13 protein-coding genes are annotated in these 17,393 nt (G+C 72.7%); 6 read left to right on the top strand and 7 right to left on the bottom strand.

Going from position 1 to position 17,393, the window contains the following annotated elements:
- Window positions 1–219 precede the first annotated feature (219 nt).
- The 5 genes from WMF20_RS44790 to WMF20_RS44770 form a co-directional block, all read right to left on the bottom strand.
- Window positions 220–1,137, bottom strand: coding sequence for an STAS domain-containing protein (locus WMF20_RS44790; protein ID WP_437607898.1), 918 nt, complete (start codon window positions 1,135–1,137; stop codon window positions 220–222).
- Window positions 1,138–1,343: 206 nt separating this feature from the next.
- A complete protein-coding gene (locus WMF20_RS44785; protein ID WP_437607897.1) occupies window positions 1,344–2,063 on the bottom strand; it encodes a MerR family transcriptional regulator in 720 nt (239 codons plus the stop codon).
- Window positions 2,064–2,231: 168 nt separating this feature from the next.
- Complete coding sequence (locus WMF20_RS44780) at window positions 2,232–3,479, bottom strand: MFS transporter (protein ID WP_437607896.1); 1,248 nt, start codon at window positions 3,477–3,479, stop codon at window positions 2,232–2,234.
- A 72-nt stretch (window positions 3,480–3,551) separates the two neighbouring features.
- Window positions 3,552–4,403 carry a helix-turn-helix domain-containing protein gene (locus WMF20_RS44775; protein WP_437607895.1) on the bottom strand — a complete coding sequence of 284 codons (852 nt, stop codon included), beginning with the start codon at window positions 4,401–4,403 and terminating at the stop codon, window positions 3,552–3,554.
- Window positions 4,404–4,515: 112 nt separating this feature from the next.
- Window positions 4,516–6,762, bottom strand: coding sequence for a bifunctional salicylyl-CoA 5-hydroxylase/oxidoreductase (locus WMF20_RS44770; protein ID WP_437617223.1), 2,247 nt, complete (start codon window positions 6,760–6,762; stop codon window positions 4,516–4,518).
- A 109-nt stretch (window positions 6,763–6,871) separates the two neighbouring features.
- Here WMF20_RS44770 and WMF20_RS44765 point away from each other — a divergent pair, with 109 nt between their 5' ends.
- The 4 genes from WMF20_RS44765 (at window position 6,872) to WMF20_RS44750 (ending at window position 11,229) form a co-directional block, all read left to right on the top strand.
- Window positions 6,872–7,477, top strand: a complete 606-nt coding sequence (locus tag WMF20_RS44765; protein WP_437607894.1) for a class I SAM-dependent methyltransferase — start codon at window positions 6,872–6,874, stop codon at window positions 7,475–7,477.
- Between the two features lie 36 nt (window positions 7,478–7,513).
- Window positions 7,514–8,797 carry an ATP-binding protein gene (locus WMF20_RS44760; protein ID WP_437607893.1) on the top strand — a complete coding sequence of 428 codons (1,284 nt, stop codon included), beginning with the start codon at window positions 7,514–7,516 and terminating at the stop codon, window positions 8,795–8,797.
- On the top strand, window positions 8,794–9,336 hold the full coding sequence (locus WMF20_RS44755; protein WP_437316044.1) for a response regulator transcription factor: 543 nt from the start codon (window positions 8,794–8,796) through the stop codon (window positions 9,334–9,336). The genes WMF20_RS44760 and WMF20_RS44755 overlap by 4 nt, the downstream gene beginning before the upstream one ends.
- A gap of 66 nt (window positions 9,337–9,402) precedes the next feature.
- A complete protein-coding gene (locus WMF20_RS44750; RefSeq protein WP_437607892.1) occupies window positions 9,403–11,229 on the top strand; it encodes a glycoside hydrolase family 15 protein in 1,827 nt (608 codons plus the stop codon).
- A gap of 218 nt (window positions 11,230–11,447) precedes the next feature.
- On the opposite strand, the gene WMF20_RS44745 is transcribed toward WMF20_RS44750, so the two are convergent.
- The gene (locus WMF20_RS44745; RefSeq protein WP_437607891.1) at window positions 11,448–12,218 is read right to left on the bottom strand and encodes a hypothetical protein; all 771 of its coding nucleotides are present in this window, start codon (window positions 12,216–12,218) and stop codon (window positions 11,448–11,450) included.
- Window positions 12,219–13,262: 1,044 nt separating this feature from the next.
- On the opposite strand from WMF20_RS44745, the gene WMF20_RS44740 reads away from it, so the two are divergent.
- Window positions 13,263–13,862 carry a hypothetical protein gene (locus tag WMF20_RS44740; protein WP_437607890.1) on the top strand — a complete coding sequence of 200 codons (600 nt, stop codon included), beginning with the start codon at window positions 13,263–13,265 and terminating at the stop codon, window positions 13,860–13,862.
- A 5-nt stretch (window positions 13,863–13,867) separates the two neighbouring features.
- Here WMF20_RS44740 and WMF20_RS44735 read toward each other — a convergent pair whose 3' ends face one another.
- A complete protein-coding gene (locus WMF20_RS44735) occupies window positions 13,868–15,931 on the bottom strand; it encodes a carotenoid oxygenase family protein (RefSeq protein ID WP_437607889.1) in 2,064 nt (687 codons plus the stop codon).
- Between the two features lie 295 nt (window positions 15,932–16,226).
- Here WMF20_RS44735 and WMF20_RS44730 point away from each other — a divergent pair, with 295 nt between their 5' ends.
- Window positions 16,227–17,357, top strand: a complete 1,131-nt coding sequence (locus tag WMF20_RS44730; RefSeq protein ID WP_437607888.1) for a site-2 protease family protein — start codon at window positions 16,227–16,229, stop codon at window positions 17,355–17,357.
- Window positions 17,358–17,393: the final 36 nt, after the last annotated feature.

Raw genomic sequence — 17,393 nt, 5'->3', positions numbered from 1 at the left:
GCCGGGCGCTTGCTGGCGCCGTCGTCGCGCGTGGCGCGAATTGCCCCACGCGGCACAAAGGCCACATCACGGCGTGTGCGATCGTGGGCCGGCTGCCGCTCGCCGCTGCCTCGCTGGAATGCGTCGCGACCGGTGGCGCCGGGCGCTCCCGCGCGGTCAGGGGCGCGGCGCCTCTCCTGGTCGCGGAGCGCGGGGAGCGCGGGCATGGGCGCCGAGGGATCAGCTCCCCTGGGGGTCACGCCGGGCGCGCGCAGCCGAGGTGGGGGCAGCGGGCGCGGGCGTTGCGGGGCGCGTGCCTGGCCGGGCGAGGGCGTGGGCGATGCCGCTCTGCAGGGTGCTGCGGGTGGTGATGCCTGCGAGGTCGACCCCCAGCTCCACCAAGGTCTGCGCGGTGTCCGGGTTGATCCCGGTGAGCATGAGCTGGGCGCCCAGGAGGCGCGCGGCGCGCGCGATGCGCAGCAGGGCGTCGGCGGACTCGGCGTCGACGTTCCTGACGCCCGTGACGTCGACGATGGCGGTGTGAAACTGGTGCTGGACGATGCCGTCCAGGAGCTTCTCCATGGCTTGCTGGGCGCGGGCGCTGTCGAGGGTGCCGATGAGGGGCATGGCGACGACGCCCTCGGCCAGCGGGACGAGCGGCGTGGACAGCTCGCGCAGGGCGGCCTGCTGGGCCCGGATCACCTGTTCCTGGGAGTCGCGCAGCTCCGCCTGGGTGTGCGCCAGCTGCCGCTGCGCGGTGATGTCGTGCGCGACCCAGAGGACGGTGTCGTTCGTGAAGGGCTTGCAGGTGGCCTCGCACCACACCTCGTCCTCGCCCACCGTGATGGGGTACTCGACGCGCAGGATCGTTTGGGCCGCGAGCGACTCCTGGATGACCGCGATGCAGCGCTCGAGGTGGTCTTCTCGGACCACCGAGCCCATCCGGGTGTTGCTCCCCTGCCTGGCCATCTCGGCGGTGACGACGACCGTCGGGAGCGCCTCCTGGAGGATCCCGTCGCGATCGATGAAGGCGACGAACATCGGGATCACCGAGCAGAGCGCTTCCAGCTTCGCCCGGGCATCTTCCTGCTCGGCCACGCGCTGGCGCAGGGCCGCGTTCTCGCGTTCGAGCTCCGTCGAGGTCGGTCGTTCGTTCATCGCGTCAACATCGTGTCAAGATTCCAATGCTATTGTACTCCAGGAAGTCGGTCCGAGCGAGCGAAATCCAGCATGGGATCGCGGGATGAACCGATGTTGGGGGGCGTCATCGTAGGCGAAGCGGTCGGCGGGAGGGGAGGGAGCCCGCCGCGCGGCGCGGGGGCCCCGCCGGATACCTACCGACTACCTACCTACCGCGCAGCACCTTAGCTCATCGCCTTGCCGATGAACTCGTGCAGCGCCGGATCCACACCGTGCTGGTTCCTCATCGACGGCTCCTCCTGGTACATCCGGTTCAGCGATCTCTCGATCCCCGGATTCTTCCCCGTGAACGCGTCGATGAGCTCCCGCATGCGCTTCACGATCTGCTGCACCGGCTCGCTCTTCGGATCGGCGCCCTTCTGCATCTCCGCCCGCATGTCCTCGTAGATCTGCTTCCACGCCGACTCGGCCTCGCGCATCTTCTCCGGGCCGATCGCCTCCGCGCGCTGCTTGAGCTCCGCGAGCTGCTCTGGGGTGTAGTACTTCTCGATCATGGTCATCACCTCGATGGTTTGAAGGAGCTGCTCCACAGAGACGTCGTCCCCCGCGCGAAGCACGTTCGCCAGACCCTCGAGCCGCGCGCAGAGCTTCTGCTCCAGCGCGATCTGCTCGCGCAGCCGCGCGAGGTGCAGCTCGATGGTCCCCAGCGGAGAGAACCCCGGCCGGTCCAGACACCCCGTGATCTGCTCCAGGCTGAAGCCGAGCTCGCGCAACGACTTGATCTGCTGGAGCCGGGCGACGTCGCCTGCCGAGTACATCCGGTGCCCCGACGCCGTGCGGTGCGACGGAGACAGCAGCCCGATCTCCTCGTAATAGTGGAGCGTACGGACGGAGAGGCCGGTCTGCTTGGCGAGATCGCCGACTTTCAACGGTGCTGAACGCATGGTGCTTCCCCTGTTTCCAGGGCGGGGGAGGACGTCCATGCCCCGGAGGCTAGGTCCTCACGTAGCGTGAGGATCAAGGCCCGGCCCCCACTTTTTTTTCGCTGCCGCGCCGCACGGGCCGAGGGGCCTCTCCGGCGCGCTCAGGGCCTCAGGCGCTCGCCGTTCTCATCACGAAGGTCCCCCGCCAGGCGCGGGCGCCTCGATGACGCTCGCCCGGAGGAACACGCCCGCGAGCGCCGCCACCGCAGCCGCCGCCCAGAATGGCGCGCCCATGCCGGCCCGCGCGTAAAGCTGGGTGGCGACGAGCGGGACGATCACATAGCCCAGCTCCTGCAGCGCCTGATGGCCGCCTTGTACCTGCCCCTGCGCGGCCGGTCCGGCGGCCCGCGACAGGAGCGCGGAGAAGGAGGCCGTGAGCAGGCCCTCGCCGGCCGCGATCGCCACGATGGCCGCGACGAACGCCGGCGCCGAAGGGTGGGTCGCGACGAGGCCCATGGTCGCGAGGGCGACGACGACGAGGGCGAGGCCGAGCGCCAGCACGCGCGCGTCCCCGATCCGCCTGACCAGCCGCTCCAGCAGCACCCCCTGGACGCACACATCCGTGGCGCCGACCGCGATCACGGCGAAGCTCACCGCGTCGGCGCCCCACCCGAGCCGGTCCTTGGCCAGGAGCGCGAACGTCGCCTGGAGCGAGACGAAGGCCGTCGTGAAGAGCACGCCCACGGTCAGGAGCGGACGGAGGTGCCTCATGCGCAAGAGCCCCGAGAGCTGCGAGAACGGGTTGAGCCTCCGCCACGAAAGCGCGCGGGCCCGGTGCTCGGGGGCGAGGCTCTCCTCGAGGAACAGGTAGCTCCCCGCGGCGTTCAACGCGGTGAGGGCGGCCGCCAGGAAGAAGGGCGCCTTCAGGCCGAGCCTCAGGGCCAGAGCGCCGAGCGCCGGGCCGGCGATGAGCCCCGCCCCGAACATCGCGCCCACCCGCCCGAAGCTCCGGGCGCGCTGCTCGTCGGGCGCCGTGTCGCCCAGATACGCGAACACCGTGGCCACGTTTCCCGCCGTGAGGCCGTCGATCATGCGACCGAGGAGCAGGAGCGGGAGGGCGTCGGCGAGGCCGAACAGCGCGTAGCCGGCCGCGGAGCCCATGAGGCTGAGCAGGAGCACCGGGCGGCGGCCCGTCGCGTCGCTCAGCGCCCCGAGGGCCGGCGCGGAGAAGAAGGCACAGAGCGAATACGAAGCGCTCAGCAGGCCCACCGCCGACGCCGCCTGGGCAGCGTCGCCGGCAAAGCGCGCGGCGAGGAAGGGGACCACTGGGGCGGCCAGCCCGTTGCCGGCCGCGCTCAGGAAGGCCGTCGCCTGGAGGAGCAGGAGCGCCCGAGGGCGCAGGCCCGCGCCGGAGCGGCGCTCGACGGAGCTCGTCATGCGGCGACCGTAACGATCCCCACGCCGCCTCCGATTGAACAAACGCGACATCGGCGCGCGTTCGCGTGCAGCTCAACCGCGCGTGTCTTCTCCTCGATTGACGTCCCGCGCGCCCTCGCCGCGCGGCGAGAGGCTCCGCACCTCGCCGGCGTAGCTGCCGGGGCTCATGCCCGTGAAGGCGCGGAACTCCCGGATGAAGTGCGCCTGATCCGCATAGCCGAGCTCAAAGGCCAGCGCGGTGAGGCTCGCCTCCGGATCGCGCTCGAGCCGCTCGGTGGCCCGGGAGAAGCGAATGAGCCGCGCGAGCGCCTTGGGGGACAGGCCAGCAGCGCGCTTGAACTGCCGCTCGAGCTGCCGGACCGACAGCCCGAGTTGCCCGGCGAGCGCGCCGACGCGGGCGCCGCCGTGGCTCGCGCGCAGCTCGAGGCCCGCCGCCGCCACCGGGCCGGCGGGAGGGCGGGCCACGCGCTGCCGCGCGAGCAGCCACCCCTCGACGAGCCGCATCGCCGCGTCGCAGGCGCCCTGCTCGAGGAGCGGTCCGACGCGCTCGGAGAGCGCCCGCAGCCCAGCGCCCACCGTCGTGCAGGTCCCGCGGAGATCGGCCTCGCGCTCGAGCAAGAAGAGCGCGCTCCACGGGTGGAAGCGGACGCCCAGCACGCGGGCAAGGCCGCGGGACACCATCCGGGCAGGCTCGTCCCGGACGCCGATCACGAAGACGGGCGGCAAGGGGCGCAGGCGGCCATCGCGCCCCTCGATGCGCGCATCGCCGCAGTGGAACACGAGATCGATGTTGGCTTCCGGCAGGAGGCGGTGCTCCTCCGTGCTCACCGTGTGTCGCTCCTCGTACGAGGAGTAGCTCTGCACCGCACCGCCCAAGAGGGGGTGTGGTGCGCGCTCGCGGAAGCGGACGTCCTCGGACGCCATCGGGTCAGTCGACTCTGCAAGACGCAGGCGCAGCGCGCAAGCGCCGCGCTGGTCCTCGACGCCGCCGCGGCCGCCGCGCGCCGCCGCGCCGTCGCCGACGACGGGCGCCGGGTCACCGCATGCGGAGCGTGTACCCCGTGACCGACCGGTACTGAGACGGCCACTCCAGGTCGAACCCCTGCTCCGCGGCGGCGTGCCGCGTCCAGTACGGATCGTAGAGGTGCGCCCGCGCGAGCGCGCACAGGTCCGCCCTGCCGGCCGCGATGATGCTGTTCACGTCCGCGTAGCTCTGGATGTTGCCCACCGCGATCGTCGGCACCTTCGCTTCGAGCCGCACGAGCTCCGCGAGCGGCGTCTGGAACAACCGGCCGTGCTCCGGCTTGCCGGAAGGGTCCGTCTGCCCCGCCGAGACATGGATGATGTCGACGCCGTGCTCCCGCAGCATCGCCGCCAGCGCGACGAGATCGTCCGTCGTGAGCCCGCCAGGCGCCCAGTCGGTCGCCGAGATGCGGACGCTCATCGGCTTCTCCGCCGGCCACGCCGCCCGCACCGCGTCGAACACCTCGAGCGGATAGCGCATCCGGTTCTCGATGGAACCACCGTACGCGTCGTCGCGCCGGTTCGTGAGCGGCGAGATGAAGCTCGCCAGGAGGTAGCCGTGCGCGCAGTGCAGCTCGATGAGGTCGAAGCCGGCCTCGTCCGCCCACCGCGCCGCCTGCACGAAATCCGAGGTCACCTGATCCATGTCCCCGCGATCCATCGCCTTCGGGACCTGGCTCCCCGGGAGGTACGGAATGGCGGAGGCGCTGAGGAGCGGCCACGCGCCGCGCTCGAGCGGCACATCCATGCCCTCCCAGAGCCGCTTCGTCGCGCCCTTGCGCCCCGCGTGCGCGAGCTGGACGCCGATCCTGGCGCGGGAGCGCGCGTGGACGAAGTCGACCACGCGCCGCCACCCCTCGGCGTGGTCGGCGCGGTAGAGCCCGGCGCAGCCCGGCGTGATGCGCGCCTCCGCGCTCACGTCCGTCATCTCGGTGATCACGAGCCCCGCCCCGCCGAGCGCCCGGCTGCCCAGGTGCACGAGGTGCCAGTCGTCGATCCGCCCGTCCTCCGCCGAGTACTGGCACATCGGCGAGACCACGACCCGGTTCTCCAGCACGAGCGACCGCAGCCGGAACGGCGTGAACATCGGCGGCGGCGGGCCGCCGCCCCCGGCAGAGGCCCGCGCGCCCGACTGCGCCTCCGCCTTCCGCGCGACGTGCGCGTCCACCTCGCGCACGAACGCCGGATCGCGCGCCTTCAGCCCCTCGTGCGTCACCCGCAGGCTCCGCGTCAGCAGGCTGAACATGAACTCCACCGGGTCGAGCGCCATGTAGCGCTCGGTGTTCTCGAACCACTGGAGGCTCACCTGCGCGGCCCGCTGGAACGCGAGCACCTTGGGCTTGCGCTCGGCCTCGTAGGCGGCGAGCGCCTCCGGCACGCGCGGGCTCCGCCCCAGGCTGTCGACGAGCGCGATCGCGTCCTCGAGCGCGAGCTTCGTCCCCGAGCCGATCGAGAAATGCGCCGTGTGCGCCGCGTCCCCGAGCAGCACCACGTTCTCGAAGCTCCAGCGCTCGTTGTGCACCGTGGGGAAGCTCCGCCAGACGCTCCTGTTCTTGAGCAGCCGGTGCCCCTTCAGCTTGCCCTCGAAGAGCTCCTCGAAGTACGCGATCGTCTCGTCCTCGCTCGCCCGGTCGAGGCCCGCCCGCCGGAAGGTCTCCTCGCGGCACTCGACGATGAACGTGGAGCGGTCCGGCTCGTAGCGGTACGCGTGCACCCGGAAGAGGCCGTGGCGGTTCTCCTCGAAGTAGAACGTGAAGGCGTCGAAGGGGAACGTCGTGCCGAGCCACACGAACCGGTTGGGGCGCACGTCGATGCGCGGCCCGAACCGGTCGGCGAAGCGCTCGCGGATCCGGCTGTTCACCCCGTCGGCCGCGACGACGAGATCGCTCCCGGCGAGCGCCTCGGCCGGGTCCGTCACCTCCTCGTCGAAGCGCAGGGCGACGCCGAGCTCCCGCGCCCGGTCCTCTAGGATCGCGAGCAGCCTCCGGCGCGACAGGCCGCTGAAGCCGTGCCCCATCGAGACGAGGACGCGCCCGCCGAAGTGCGCGTGGAGCTCGTCCCAGTGGGCGAGGCTGCCCCGGATCGCGTCGTAGGTCGGGCGGTCCGCCTCGGCCAGGTTGTCGAGCGTCGCGTCCGAGAACACGACCCCGAAGCCGAAGGTGTCGTCGGGGCGGTTCCGCTCGATCACGACCACCTCTCGCCGCGGGTCCCGCTGCTTCGCGAGCAGCGCGGCGTAGAGGCCCGCCGGCCCGCCGCCCACGCACGTGATCCTCACCGCCCTGCCCCTCCGCTCCGGCGCCGCTGCATGCGCCGGAGCCTACACGAGAACGCCGGGTGCGGCGCCGCTCCGGAGGACTATAAGGTTGGACATGAGCGAGCAGCGAACCTTCCCGGACTGGCAAGAGCTGTATCGAAACACCCCGGCAGAGAGTCTGCCGTGGTACCACGCGGGCCTGGATCCCGATCTCGCGCAGGCGCTCGAGCGCATGCAGGTCGCGCGGGGGCGGGCGCTCGACCTCGGCACGGGCCCGGCCACGCAGGCGTTCGCGCTGGCCGAGCGCGGGTTCGACGTCACCGGCACCGACCTCTCGCACGCCGCCATCGAGCAGGCGGCGGCGCAGGCGGCGCAGCGGGGCGCCGCCGTGCGCTTCGTGCAGGACGACATCCTGGACAGCCGGCTCGACGGCCGGTTCGACGTCGTCTTCGACCGCGGCTGTTTCCACGTCCTCCCGCCGGACCGGAGGGGCGATTACGTGCGCGCGCTGAAGCGGCTGGTCGCGCCGGGCGGGCTCTTCTTCCTCAAGTGCTTCAGCGTGCGGGAGCCGTGGACCGAGGGCCCGTACCGGTTCACGCCCGAGGAGATCCGCGAGATCTTCGGGGCCGAGTTCGAGCTCCTCTCCAGCGAGGAGACGGTCTATCAGGGGACCCTGAATCCGCTGCCGCGCGCGCTGTTCTCCGTGCTCCGGCCTCGGTGAGGGCGATTCTCCTGGCTCTCGCGCTATACTCCCGCCGTGACGCACGACGCCTCCCTCGATCGGGCGCCGGCCGGCGGGATCGTCCTCCGGTGGCTCGTCGGCCTGCGCTGGGCCGTGTTCGCGCTGCTCGCCGCGACCCTGATCGTCGACGAGGCGCTCTTCGGCTACCACGTCCGGTACGGCGTCGCCGTGCCCATCCTCGCGCTGGCCGGCGGCCTCAATCTCGCCCTCGCCCGGCGGGTGCGGTCCCAGCAGGGCGCGCAGAGCGCCCTCGTCGCCGGCGTCGTCGCGCTCGACCTCGTCGCCATCGCCGGCGTCCTCGCCGCGTCGGGCGGCGCGGGCAACCCGTTCAGCGCCCTCTTCTTCGTGCACGTCGCGCTCGCCGCCGCGCTCCTGCCGGCGCGGACCACCTTCGCGCTCGCGGCGCTCGCGGCGTGCCTGTTCGCGGCGCTCTTCGCCCTCCCCGCCGGCGCGTGCTGCCCGAGCCACCCGGAGCACGGCGCCTTCTCGACCCACCTCTACGGGATGCTCCTCGCCTTCGTGCTGAGCTCGTCGCTCGTCGCCCACGTGCTCCTGAAGGTCCGCCGCGCCCTCGACGAGAGCGCGGCCGAGAACGCGGCGCTCCGCCGGCGCGCCGAGGAGGCCTCGCGCTTCCAGGCCCTCGGCGCGCTCGCCGCCGGCACCGCGCACGAGCTCGGCACCCCGCTCGGGACGATCGCGGTGCTCGCCGGCGAGACCCAGAGCGACCCGGCGGCGACCGACGCCGCGCGCCGCCGCGCCCGGACGATCGCGGAGCAGGTCGAGCGCTGCCGCGTCGTGATCGCGCGCATGCGGGCGGACGTCCGCGCGGACGAGCTGCGCGCCGGGGTCGAGGTCGGCGAGGCGGCCGTGCGCGGCGTGGCGGCGTGGCAGGCGGCGCACCCCGGCGTCGCCGTCGAGGTGCGCGGCGACCTCGCGCCGCGGCGCACGGTGCCGCTCGACGCGGCCGACATCGAGGCGGCGCTGTTCGCGCTGCTCGACAACGCGCTCGCGGCGCTCGGGCCGAGCCCCGCGGCCGCGGGGCCGATCGTGGTCACCGTGGGGGACGAGGGCGGCGCGCCGGTGATCAGCGTCGAGGACGGCGGGGCGGGCGTCCCGGCGGGCCTCACGGGGCGGCTCGGCGAGCCGTTCGTGACGACCAAGGCGCCCGGCGAGGGGATGGGCCTCGGGCTCTACCTCGTGCGGACGCTCATCGAGCAGGTCGGTGGCCGGCTCACGGTGTCGGCGAGGCAGCCGGCCGGCACGCGCGTCGCCCTGCGCCTGGCGCCGGTGGACCCATGAGCGCGGAGCCCACCGGCGAGCCGACGCTGCTCATCGTCGACGACGACGCGACGTTCCGGTCGGCGCTCGGGCAGGCGCTCGGCCAGCGCGGCTTCGCGGTGTTCCTCGCCGGCAGCGCGGAGGAGGCCGCGGCGATGGCGCGCGAGCACGTGTTCGAGTACGCGCTCGTCGACGTCCGGATGCCCGGGCAGAGCGGGATCGAGCTCGTCGGGGCGCTGCGGAGCATGGACGACGGCATCCGCATCGTGGTCTTCACGGGGTACGGCACGATCGCGAACGCGGTGGCGGCGATCCGGGCCGGGGCCGTCGATTACCTGACCAAGCCGGTGGACGCGGCCCGGTGCGCGCGCTCGCTGCTCGGCTTCGCCCCGGCCGCGGGCGGCGACGAGGACCTGCCGTCGCTCGAGCGCGTGGAGTGGGAGTACCTCCAGCGCGTGCTCGCGGACTGCGAGGGCAACATCTCCGAGGCCGCGCGCAAGCTCCGGATGCACCGGCGCTCGCTCCAGCGGAAGCTCTCGCGGCTGCCGCCGAGGTCATGAGGGCAGGCGCCGCGAAAGATCGGCGGGTGAGGTACCTCTCGGCCGGACGGGCGCTATGAACAGGTGATGCCCTACAAGCCCATCGAGTCCTACGGCGTCATCGGCGACATGCACTCCGTGGCGCTGGTCGGGATGGATGGATCCATCGACTGGTGCTGCTTGCCCCACTTCGACTCGCCGAGCGTGTTCGCGGCGATCCTGGACGACAAGCAGGGGGGCCGCTTCGCGCTCGCGGCGGCGCACGCCGCGTCGCGCAAGCAGATGTACATGCCCGACACAAACGTGCTCCTCACGCGCTTCCTCCACGCGGACGGGGTCGGCGAGGTCTGCGACTTCATGCCGATCCACCGGGACCCGTACGGCTCCTACCGCCGCGGGATGCACCAGATCGTCCGCGTCGCGCGCGCCGTCCGCGGCGCGGTGCGCTTCCAGCTCGCCTGCCGCCCCGCGATCGACTTCGCCCGCCGCCCCCACCGCCTCATCCTCGACGACCCGCGCGGCGCCGTCTTCGACTCGGATGGCCTCGATCTCGCGCTGATCAGCCCGGTCCCCCTGTCGAGCGACGGCGCCGGCGGGGTGACCGCCGACTTCGTGCTGCAGCCCGGCGAGTCGGCCACGTTCGCGCTGCGCCAGGTCGAGGACTGGACCGCGAGCGACGGCCTGCTCTCCACGCCGATCAACGGCGAGGACGCCCTCCGGCGCACGGTCGAGTTCTGGCGGAGGTGGCTCGGCAGGTCGCTCTACAAGGGGCGCTGGCGCGAGATGGTCGACCGGTCGGCCCTCGTCCTCAAGCTGCTCACGTTCGAGCCGACCGGCGCGATCGTCGCCGCGGCGACCACCAGCCTGCCCGAGGAGATCGGCGGGGTCCGCAACTGGGACTACCGCTATGTCTGGGTGCGCGACGCCGCGTTCACCCTCTACGCCTTCCTCCGGCTCGGCTACACCGAGGAGGCCGCGCGCTTCATGGAATGGCTGAGCGCCCGCGTCTCCGAGAGGGACGGCCCCACCGGGCCGCTCCAGCTCATGTACGGCATCGAGGGCCGCCACGAGCTGCCCGAGGTCGCGCTGACCCACCTCGACGGCTACCGCGGGTCGCGGCCGGTCCGGGTCGGCAACGGGGCGACGGCGCAGCTCCAGCTCGACATCTACGGCGAGCTCATCGACTCGGTGTACCTGTTCGACAAGTACGGATCGCCCATCCATTACGATTTCTGGCGCGAGCTCCGGCGCATGGCCTACTGGGTGTGCCAGAGCTGGGAGCAGCCGGACGAGAGCATCTGGGAGGTGCGCGGCGGCAAGCGGCAGTTCGTGTATTCGAAGCTCCAGTGCTGGGTCGCCCTCGACCGGACGCTGCGGCTCGCCGACAAGCGCTCGCTGCCGCTCGATCGCCCGCGCATCGCGCGCGCGCGCGACGACATCTACGAGGCGATCATGACGCACGGCTGGGACGCGGAGCGGAGGACGTTCGTGCAGTCCTTCGGCTCGTCGGCGCTCGACGCGAGCAACATGCTCATGTCGCTCATGCGCTTCATCTCCCCCACCGACCCTCGGATCGTCGGCACGATCGACCGCACGCTCGCGGAGCTCGCCAGCGACACGCTCGTCCACCGCTACGAGCTCGGCAAGGGCGCCGGCGACGGCCTGACCGGCAGGGAGGGCACCTTCAGCATCTGCACCTTCTGGCTCGTCGAGGCGCTGGCGCGCGCCGGCCGCCTCGAGGACGCGCGCTTCATCTTCGAGAAGATGCTCACCTACGCCAACCACCTCGGGCTGTACTCCGAGCAGATCGGGGCAAGCGGCGAGCTGCTCGGCAACTTCCCCCAGGCGTTCACGCACCTCGGGCTGGTCAGCGCGGCGTTCTACCTGGATCGCGCCCTCGGTCAGGGCGGCTGAGGGGATCGGGGGCTCGCGCTCCCCACCGGCGGGCGGTGGGGTGGGGCTCCTGCGCGAGCGGTGGAGGGAGAGAGAGGAGCTACCGGCGGCCTGGGAACTCCAACCCCAGGCCGCCGGCGCTCGAGAGCCCCAGCGATCGAGGAGGGCCGGCGCGGCGCCGCGGGATCCGGAGAGGCGGAGCCTCGGGCGCACGCCGGCGAGGTGCGATCAGATCGAGATCACCAGCCCCAGCCGCCGAAGCCGCCGCCGAAGCCGCCGAAGCCGCCGAAGCCGCAGCACGGGTTGATGAAGCCCGGGAAGAGGGTGGTGACCGTCGTCGAGATCGCCGTCAGACCGCAGCCGAAGCCGCCGAAGCCGCCGAAGCCGCCGAAGCCGCCGAAGCCGCCGCCGAAGCAGCGCTCGCCGTCACGTTGCCCGGTCTCCTGCCCCACCAGCGTGCCCGTCTGCCCGACGCCCACCTGGCCGATCTGCGACGGCACGCCGATCTGCGCCTGGCCGATCTGCGACGGCCCGCCGATCTGCGACGGCCCGCCGAGCTGCGACGGCACGCCGAGCTGCGCCGGCCCGCCGAGGCCCGCCTCCTGCCCGACCTGGCCGAGCTGCGCCGGGCCCTGCCCCGTGTACCCGCCCTTGGTCGGGAAGCCCTTGCTCGGGAGGCCGCCCTTGCTCGGGAACTCGCCCTTGCTGGGCAGCATACCCTTGCTGGGCATGAGCTCGCCCTTGCCGGGCAGCACGCCCTTCGAGGGCAGACCCTTGCTCGGGGGCAGACCCTTGCTCGGGGGCAGACCGAGCTTGCTGGGCCCCATCTGGCCGATCTGAGCCTGGGACTGGGCCGCGTACCCGCCGCGCTCCGCCTCTTCCAGCGCCCCGGTCGTCGAGTCGACGCTCTCGTCATCCGCGTCGAAGTCCTCATCCGAGCCGACCGCGCACCCGGCCCCGAGCGCCAGCAACATCGCGAGACCCATCATCTTGCCGTGAATCGAGATCATTGGTCCTCCCCGGTGTCCCTGATAGGCCTTGCGGCCCCCGAACACCTTGGCTCACCCAAGAGCAGGCTGTGTGCCTCGCGCTCCTGTGCAGAGGATGCCGCTTCGAGACCTCGTGAATTCGCGGAGAGCGTCCGCGAATTAGGCGCTCCTCGGATCTGCGCTCCCTTGGTATTTCTCCGCGATTCGATCGCGGTGGATCCGGGCGAGGCGCGGCGCGCGCGCGGCGGCGCCGCTTTCGCGCCGGGGGCGAGGGCCTCTGCCCCTCGCCGGGAGCTTTCGCGCGGCAAGAGCGCCGCGCGCCGAGGCCTCGCGCGCCGCGCGCCGCGCGGGACGCGCCGTGACGCGGTCGCGCGCCGCGGCCGCAGCGAGCAGCGGTGTTCTCACAATAGGTGGAACCTCCCTCAGGACCCAGAGAAACCCCGGCCTCCGCGCAGCGCCGACGCAATCGCTCGCGCCGTCCGAGGGAGACGCGCGCGCTGCGCCCTGCCTGCTCAGCGCCGGACGCTCCGATACGTTTGTGCATTCGCGCGCCCGCGAGAGCATAAATCTCGACTCCGGTCGGAACCGTCCGCCGCCGTCATCCTCGTTGCCTCCGCGACATGATCGCTCGGGCGCTGCGTCGACCCCCTCGGTTCGCGCCGTGCCGCGCGCGGCGCGCGCGACTTCCTCACAACCCCGCAGATAGCCTATGACGCGATGCGTTGCGAGCGCGCCGCCCGCGACGCTTGCGGCGCTGCTCTAGCCATGGCGCCGCTCCCCTCGGCGCGGGCGGAGCCGAAGCGGCCGTCATTCCCACTTGCGCAGGACGTTCTGTAAATGGTCCAGTGCTGGATGTCGGAGACGGGGAGGGAGCATCCGAACTTGTAGTCTGCCGCACGGCCCTTTTCGTTTCGACATCGGATTGTCTCATGTCGTCCGGGACGCTGGCTTGCCAGCGAGCTCGGCGCTGGCCGATCGGCGGGGGCGGAGCGCCGGATCGAGCCGTCTCGACCAGGTTTGCAGGATCGGCGGCCGCCGGCTGCGGGCGCTGAACAGAGCGGAAACATGCCTGAGTGCCGCATTACGGCCGTGGCGACCTATCTCCCCGAGCGCATCGTCACGAACCAGGAGCTCATCGCGAGCTATGGCCTCCCTTACTCCGCAGAGTGGTTGCAGCGGACCACCGGCGTCGTGGAGCGGCGCTTTGCCGACGCGGCGGAGACCACGCTGTCGATGGCCGCGGCGGTGCTGCGCCAGCTCATCGAGGCGGGGCGGCTCCGCGATCCGTTCGTCGATGTCCTCATCATGACGAGCTACGACCGCGGGCGAGGCGACGCCGGCGGGGCGGCGTTCGCCGCGTGCATGGCCGGCCTCTCGCCCGCGCTGACGCTCGATCTCTGGTCGGCTCAGGGCGGCTTCTCTGCGGCCCTCGACGTGGCGACTCGGCACCTCTACCGCGGCGCGCGGCGCGTGCTCGTCGTCGCGAGCGAGGTGCGGTCGTGGCGCCTGCGCGCGGGGCAGCCGTGGGTCGACGACCACATCACCGCGATCCTCGGCGACGGCGCCGCGGGGGTGCTGCTCGAGCGGGGCGACGGCCTCGGGGCCGAGGCGCCCGCGCGCGGCGCCGAGCCGTCCCTGCCTCGCGCCGCGGCCCCCTGCCTGTAGGCGGCTCAGGCGAGCCGCGGATAGACCGCCTCCTCGAACAGCGCCTTCACCTCGTCGAGGGGGGCGTCGGCCACGAAATCCTCGTAGTCCTCGCGCACCGGGACCTTGTATCCGACTCGCCACGGCAGCGCGGCGTTGAGCCACGCCGTGTGGAGGGTGAGCCCCGGCCGGAACGCCGGGTGCCCCAGCTTGCAGAGCGGCCCTCGGGCGAGGTTCGTCGCGTCGAAGATCCAGACCTCCGCGCGGTGCGCGGTCGTGACGAGCGCGACCACGTACCCGTCGGTGTCCGCCCCGCTGCCGCCGCGCCGGGGCACGAACTGCAGCGAGCTGAGCCAGCACCCCACGGCGCGCTGCGGGAACTCGTAGCGATCCTCGATCCGCATGGCGCGGTGGTTGAACCGGAACAGGCTGTCGGGGTGCCCGCCTTCCGCGCGCATCCGCCGGAGCGCCGAGAGGGGCAGCGACCTGTGCGGGTGCGCCGCGTAGAGCCGATCGATGAACTCGGTCGAGAGCTCGTCCCAGATCCCGGCGCCGCGCCAGTAGACGTTCTCGATGCGATCGGGCGGCATCCACGACGGGCCCGCCTCCCGGTGCGCGTAGAGGCCGACGCCGAGCGCCCGCGCCGGGTCGGCGAACACCGCCTGATCCACGACGCGCTCGGCCGCCGCGTCGATCGTATACCGGCCGATGCGGTTCACGTCCGCCTGCCCGAGCGGGGATAGCCCGCGGAGCCGGGCCGGCGCCGACGCCCTGTCGGCCGCGTGCCGATCGTAGGGCCGGAGCCACTCGGCGTGATCCGTGGCGCAGTTGTGCGCCGCATGCACGGTGATGCGGTCGCCCGCGTCCTCGTAATCGACGAGGAAATGGAGCGTCTCCAGGGGCACGACGACCTTCTTCACGACGACGGACCCGCCGCCCGGCCGGAGCGCGTCCCGCCGGACCAGGTAAAACGTCGTGCTCGGCTCGTGCGGCATCGTGAGCAGCGACCGGAGGAGGCGCTCGACCCCCGGGCTCTCCCCGGAGCCCCGGCAGGCCACGCTCTCCAGGCCGATCCGGAAGGCCGTGTCCGCGAGCACGACCCAGCGCCGCGTCAGGCCGAGCTGGTGCACGCTCTGCTCGACGCGCACCGGGGCGCCGCTCGGCAGGAGGAGCGCGTGCCGCTCCGGCTCGTTGTGGCCGTCCCACCGCAGGAGGTGCACGAAGTCGCCCGCCGCCTCGTCGAGCGGGACGCCGCCGAAGCGCGCCGCCTGCCGCGCGAGCAGGTCGCCCGGCCCGGGCGGCGCGCTCGGGCGGAAGCGCGCGGGCAGGCGCTCGAGCGCGCGCTTCGCCAGCAGCTCGAGCCGATCCGCGGTCGGCCGGAGCAGCTGCTGCTCGATCATCGACGCGGCCGCCGACGCGAGCCGGTCCCAGGAGCGCGGGAGGGCGGCGATCTCGTCGAGCCGCGGCAGCGACGCGGCGAACAGGTGGAGGAGCGAGCGGCCGTAGTTGACCGTGAGGAGCTCGCCCCGCTCCGCGTCGAAGCACGGGTGCGCCGTCGCCAGCGTCATGGGGAAGGGGTGGTCGACGGGCGCCGCCGGGTACCACGTGCTGTTGCGCCCGACCGGCGTGACGAGCTGGAGCGTCGCCGGATCGATCTCGTAGGGCCTCCCCGTGTCGCCCGTGACGAGGAGCCGCGCGGGCGCGCGCGGCGCGTGCATCGGCACGAAGGCGTGATTGAGGTGGTCCCGCAGGCCGAGGTGGGGCGAGAAGCGGAGGAGCCCGGCGTCGCGGAAGCCGAGCGCCTCGAAGCGCGTGCCGGGGCGCGAGGCGGCGTCCGCGTGATAACAGGGGGTGCGCGCGAGCCTCGAGGTCAACCGGACCGCGCCGCTGCCGCCGAAATCGAGCCGATAGATCATCCCATTGCCATTGAGGATCGGCGCGCCGTCCGCCCTGGGCAGCCCGCCGTCCACCGAGCCGACCGGGCCGATCGCGAACACATGGCCCGTGAGGTCCTTGGGCACGCCGCCGGAGAGCGAGGATTCCAGGACGGTGAGCTCGACCCTCGTGAGCTCTTCCGTGCTCGCTGCCATCAATGCATCGGGGACGCGCTGGCGCATGACGACCTCGGTCACACCAAGCTACGCCAATCTGCGGCCGGCGGGGGCACCGCGCTGCGCTGCGCGCCTCCGGAACGCGCGTCCTCGCGCCGGTTCCCGCCTAGGACGGACGCGCGCGCTGGGCGCGGGCGCGGGCGCGGGGCTGTGGGCGCCTCCTGCATTGCGCTCTGCATCTGCGCCGCTGCCCTGATTTTCCATGCATTGGCGCCGTCTCGGCGGCTTGCGAAGGTGCTTGTCGGCCCCATCTGTACCAGCGATCAGGAGGCACATGTTCGACCAGGGGCTGACAGTCCTGCGCATCCGAGGAATCCCGATCCGGCTGCACATCACGCTGCTGATTTTCCTGCCGTACCTCGCGTACGCGGCGGCGTCGCAGTTCTCGTTCATCGCGGCCTCGCTCGAGATTCCGCGCGAGGCGCTGCGCTTGCCGCCGCTCGCCTGGGGGGCGATCCTGGCGGTCGGGCTGTTCGTCGCCGTGCTGGCGCACGAGCTGGCCCACGCGCTCGTCGCGCTCAAGAACGGGATCCGGGTGCGCTCGATCACGCTGATGATGCTCGGCGGCGTCTCGCAGATAGAGCGCGACGATCCCGAGCACGAGGCGTGGATGGCGTTCGCCGGGCCGCTGATGAGCTTCGGTATCGCGCTCGGCAGCTACGCCGCCTATCGCCTGTTCCCCGCGCCGGCGGAGGTCGGCGTGGCGCTCCTGGCCTTCGCGATCACGAACGCGATCCTCGGCGCGTTCAACCTGCTCCCGGCGTTCCCCATGGATGGCGGCCGGGTGCTCCGGGGGCTGCTGCACCGCCGCCTCGGGCGGGCGCGCGCGACGCGCGTCGCGACCGCGACCGGCAAGGCGATGGCGGTGGCCTTCGGGCTCTTCGGCCTGCTCTCGTGGAACCTCATCCTGGTGCTGATCGCCGTGTTCGTCCACATGGGCGCCTCGGCCGAGCAGGCGCGCTCGAACACGCAAGATCTGCTCCGCGGCCTCCCGGTCGCGCGCTTGATGACCGATCGGCTCGGCGACGCGTATGCGGACGAGAGCCCTCGCGCGGTGGCCGAGCGGCTCCTCCGCCACAACCTGGTCGGCGCGCGGGTCATCGACGATCCTCGGGGCGGGGAGGGGCGCCGCGAGATCGGCGTCGTGACGGTCTGGGATCTCGCCCGCCAGCTCGCGCGCGGCGCCGAGCCGGCGACGGTCGGCGCGGTGATGCCGGCGGACGTGCCGAGGGCGCGCGCCGGCGACGACGCGTCCCGCTCGCTCGACGCGCTGGCGAGCGGCGAGGCGAGCGCGATCGCTGTGCTCGACGAGGGGGAGCACGTGATCGGCCTGGTGACGTCGGCGGAGATCCAGCGCGCGCTCGCGCTCGCCGGCGCGCTCGGCGCGGCCGGCGCGGGCCGCTGAGCGCCCGGTCACAGGAGATGTCGAGTCGCGCCGCCC

Origin of the sequence: Sorangium sp. So ce834 (genome assembly GCF_051521425.1) — a bacterium.
Taxonomy (GTDB): Bacteria; Myxococcota_A; Polyangia; order Polyangiales; family Polyangiaceae; genus Sorangium; species Sorangium cellulosum_D.
The sequence above is the reverse complement of the archived record's forward strand: the minus strand, read 5'-3'. Positions and strand labels throughout refer to the sequence as shown.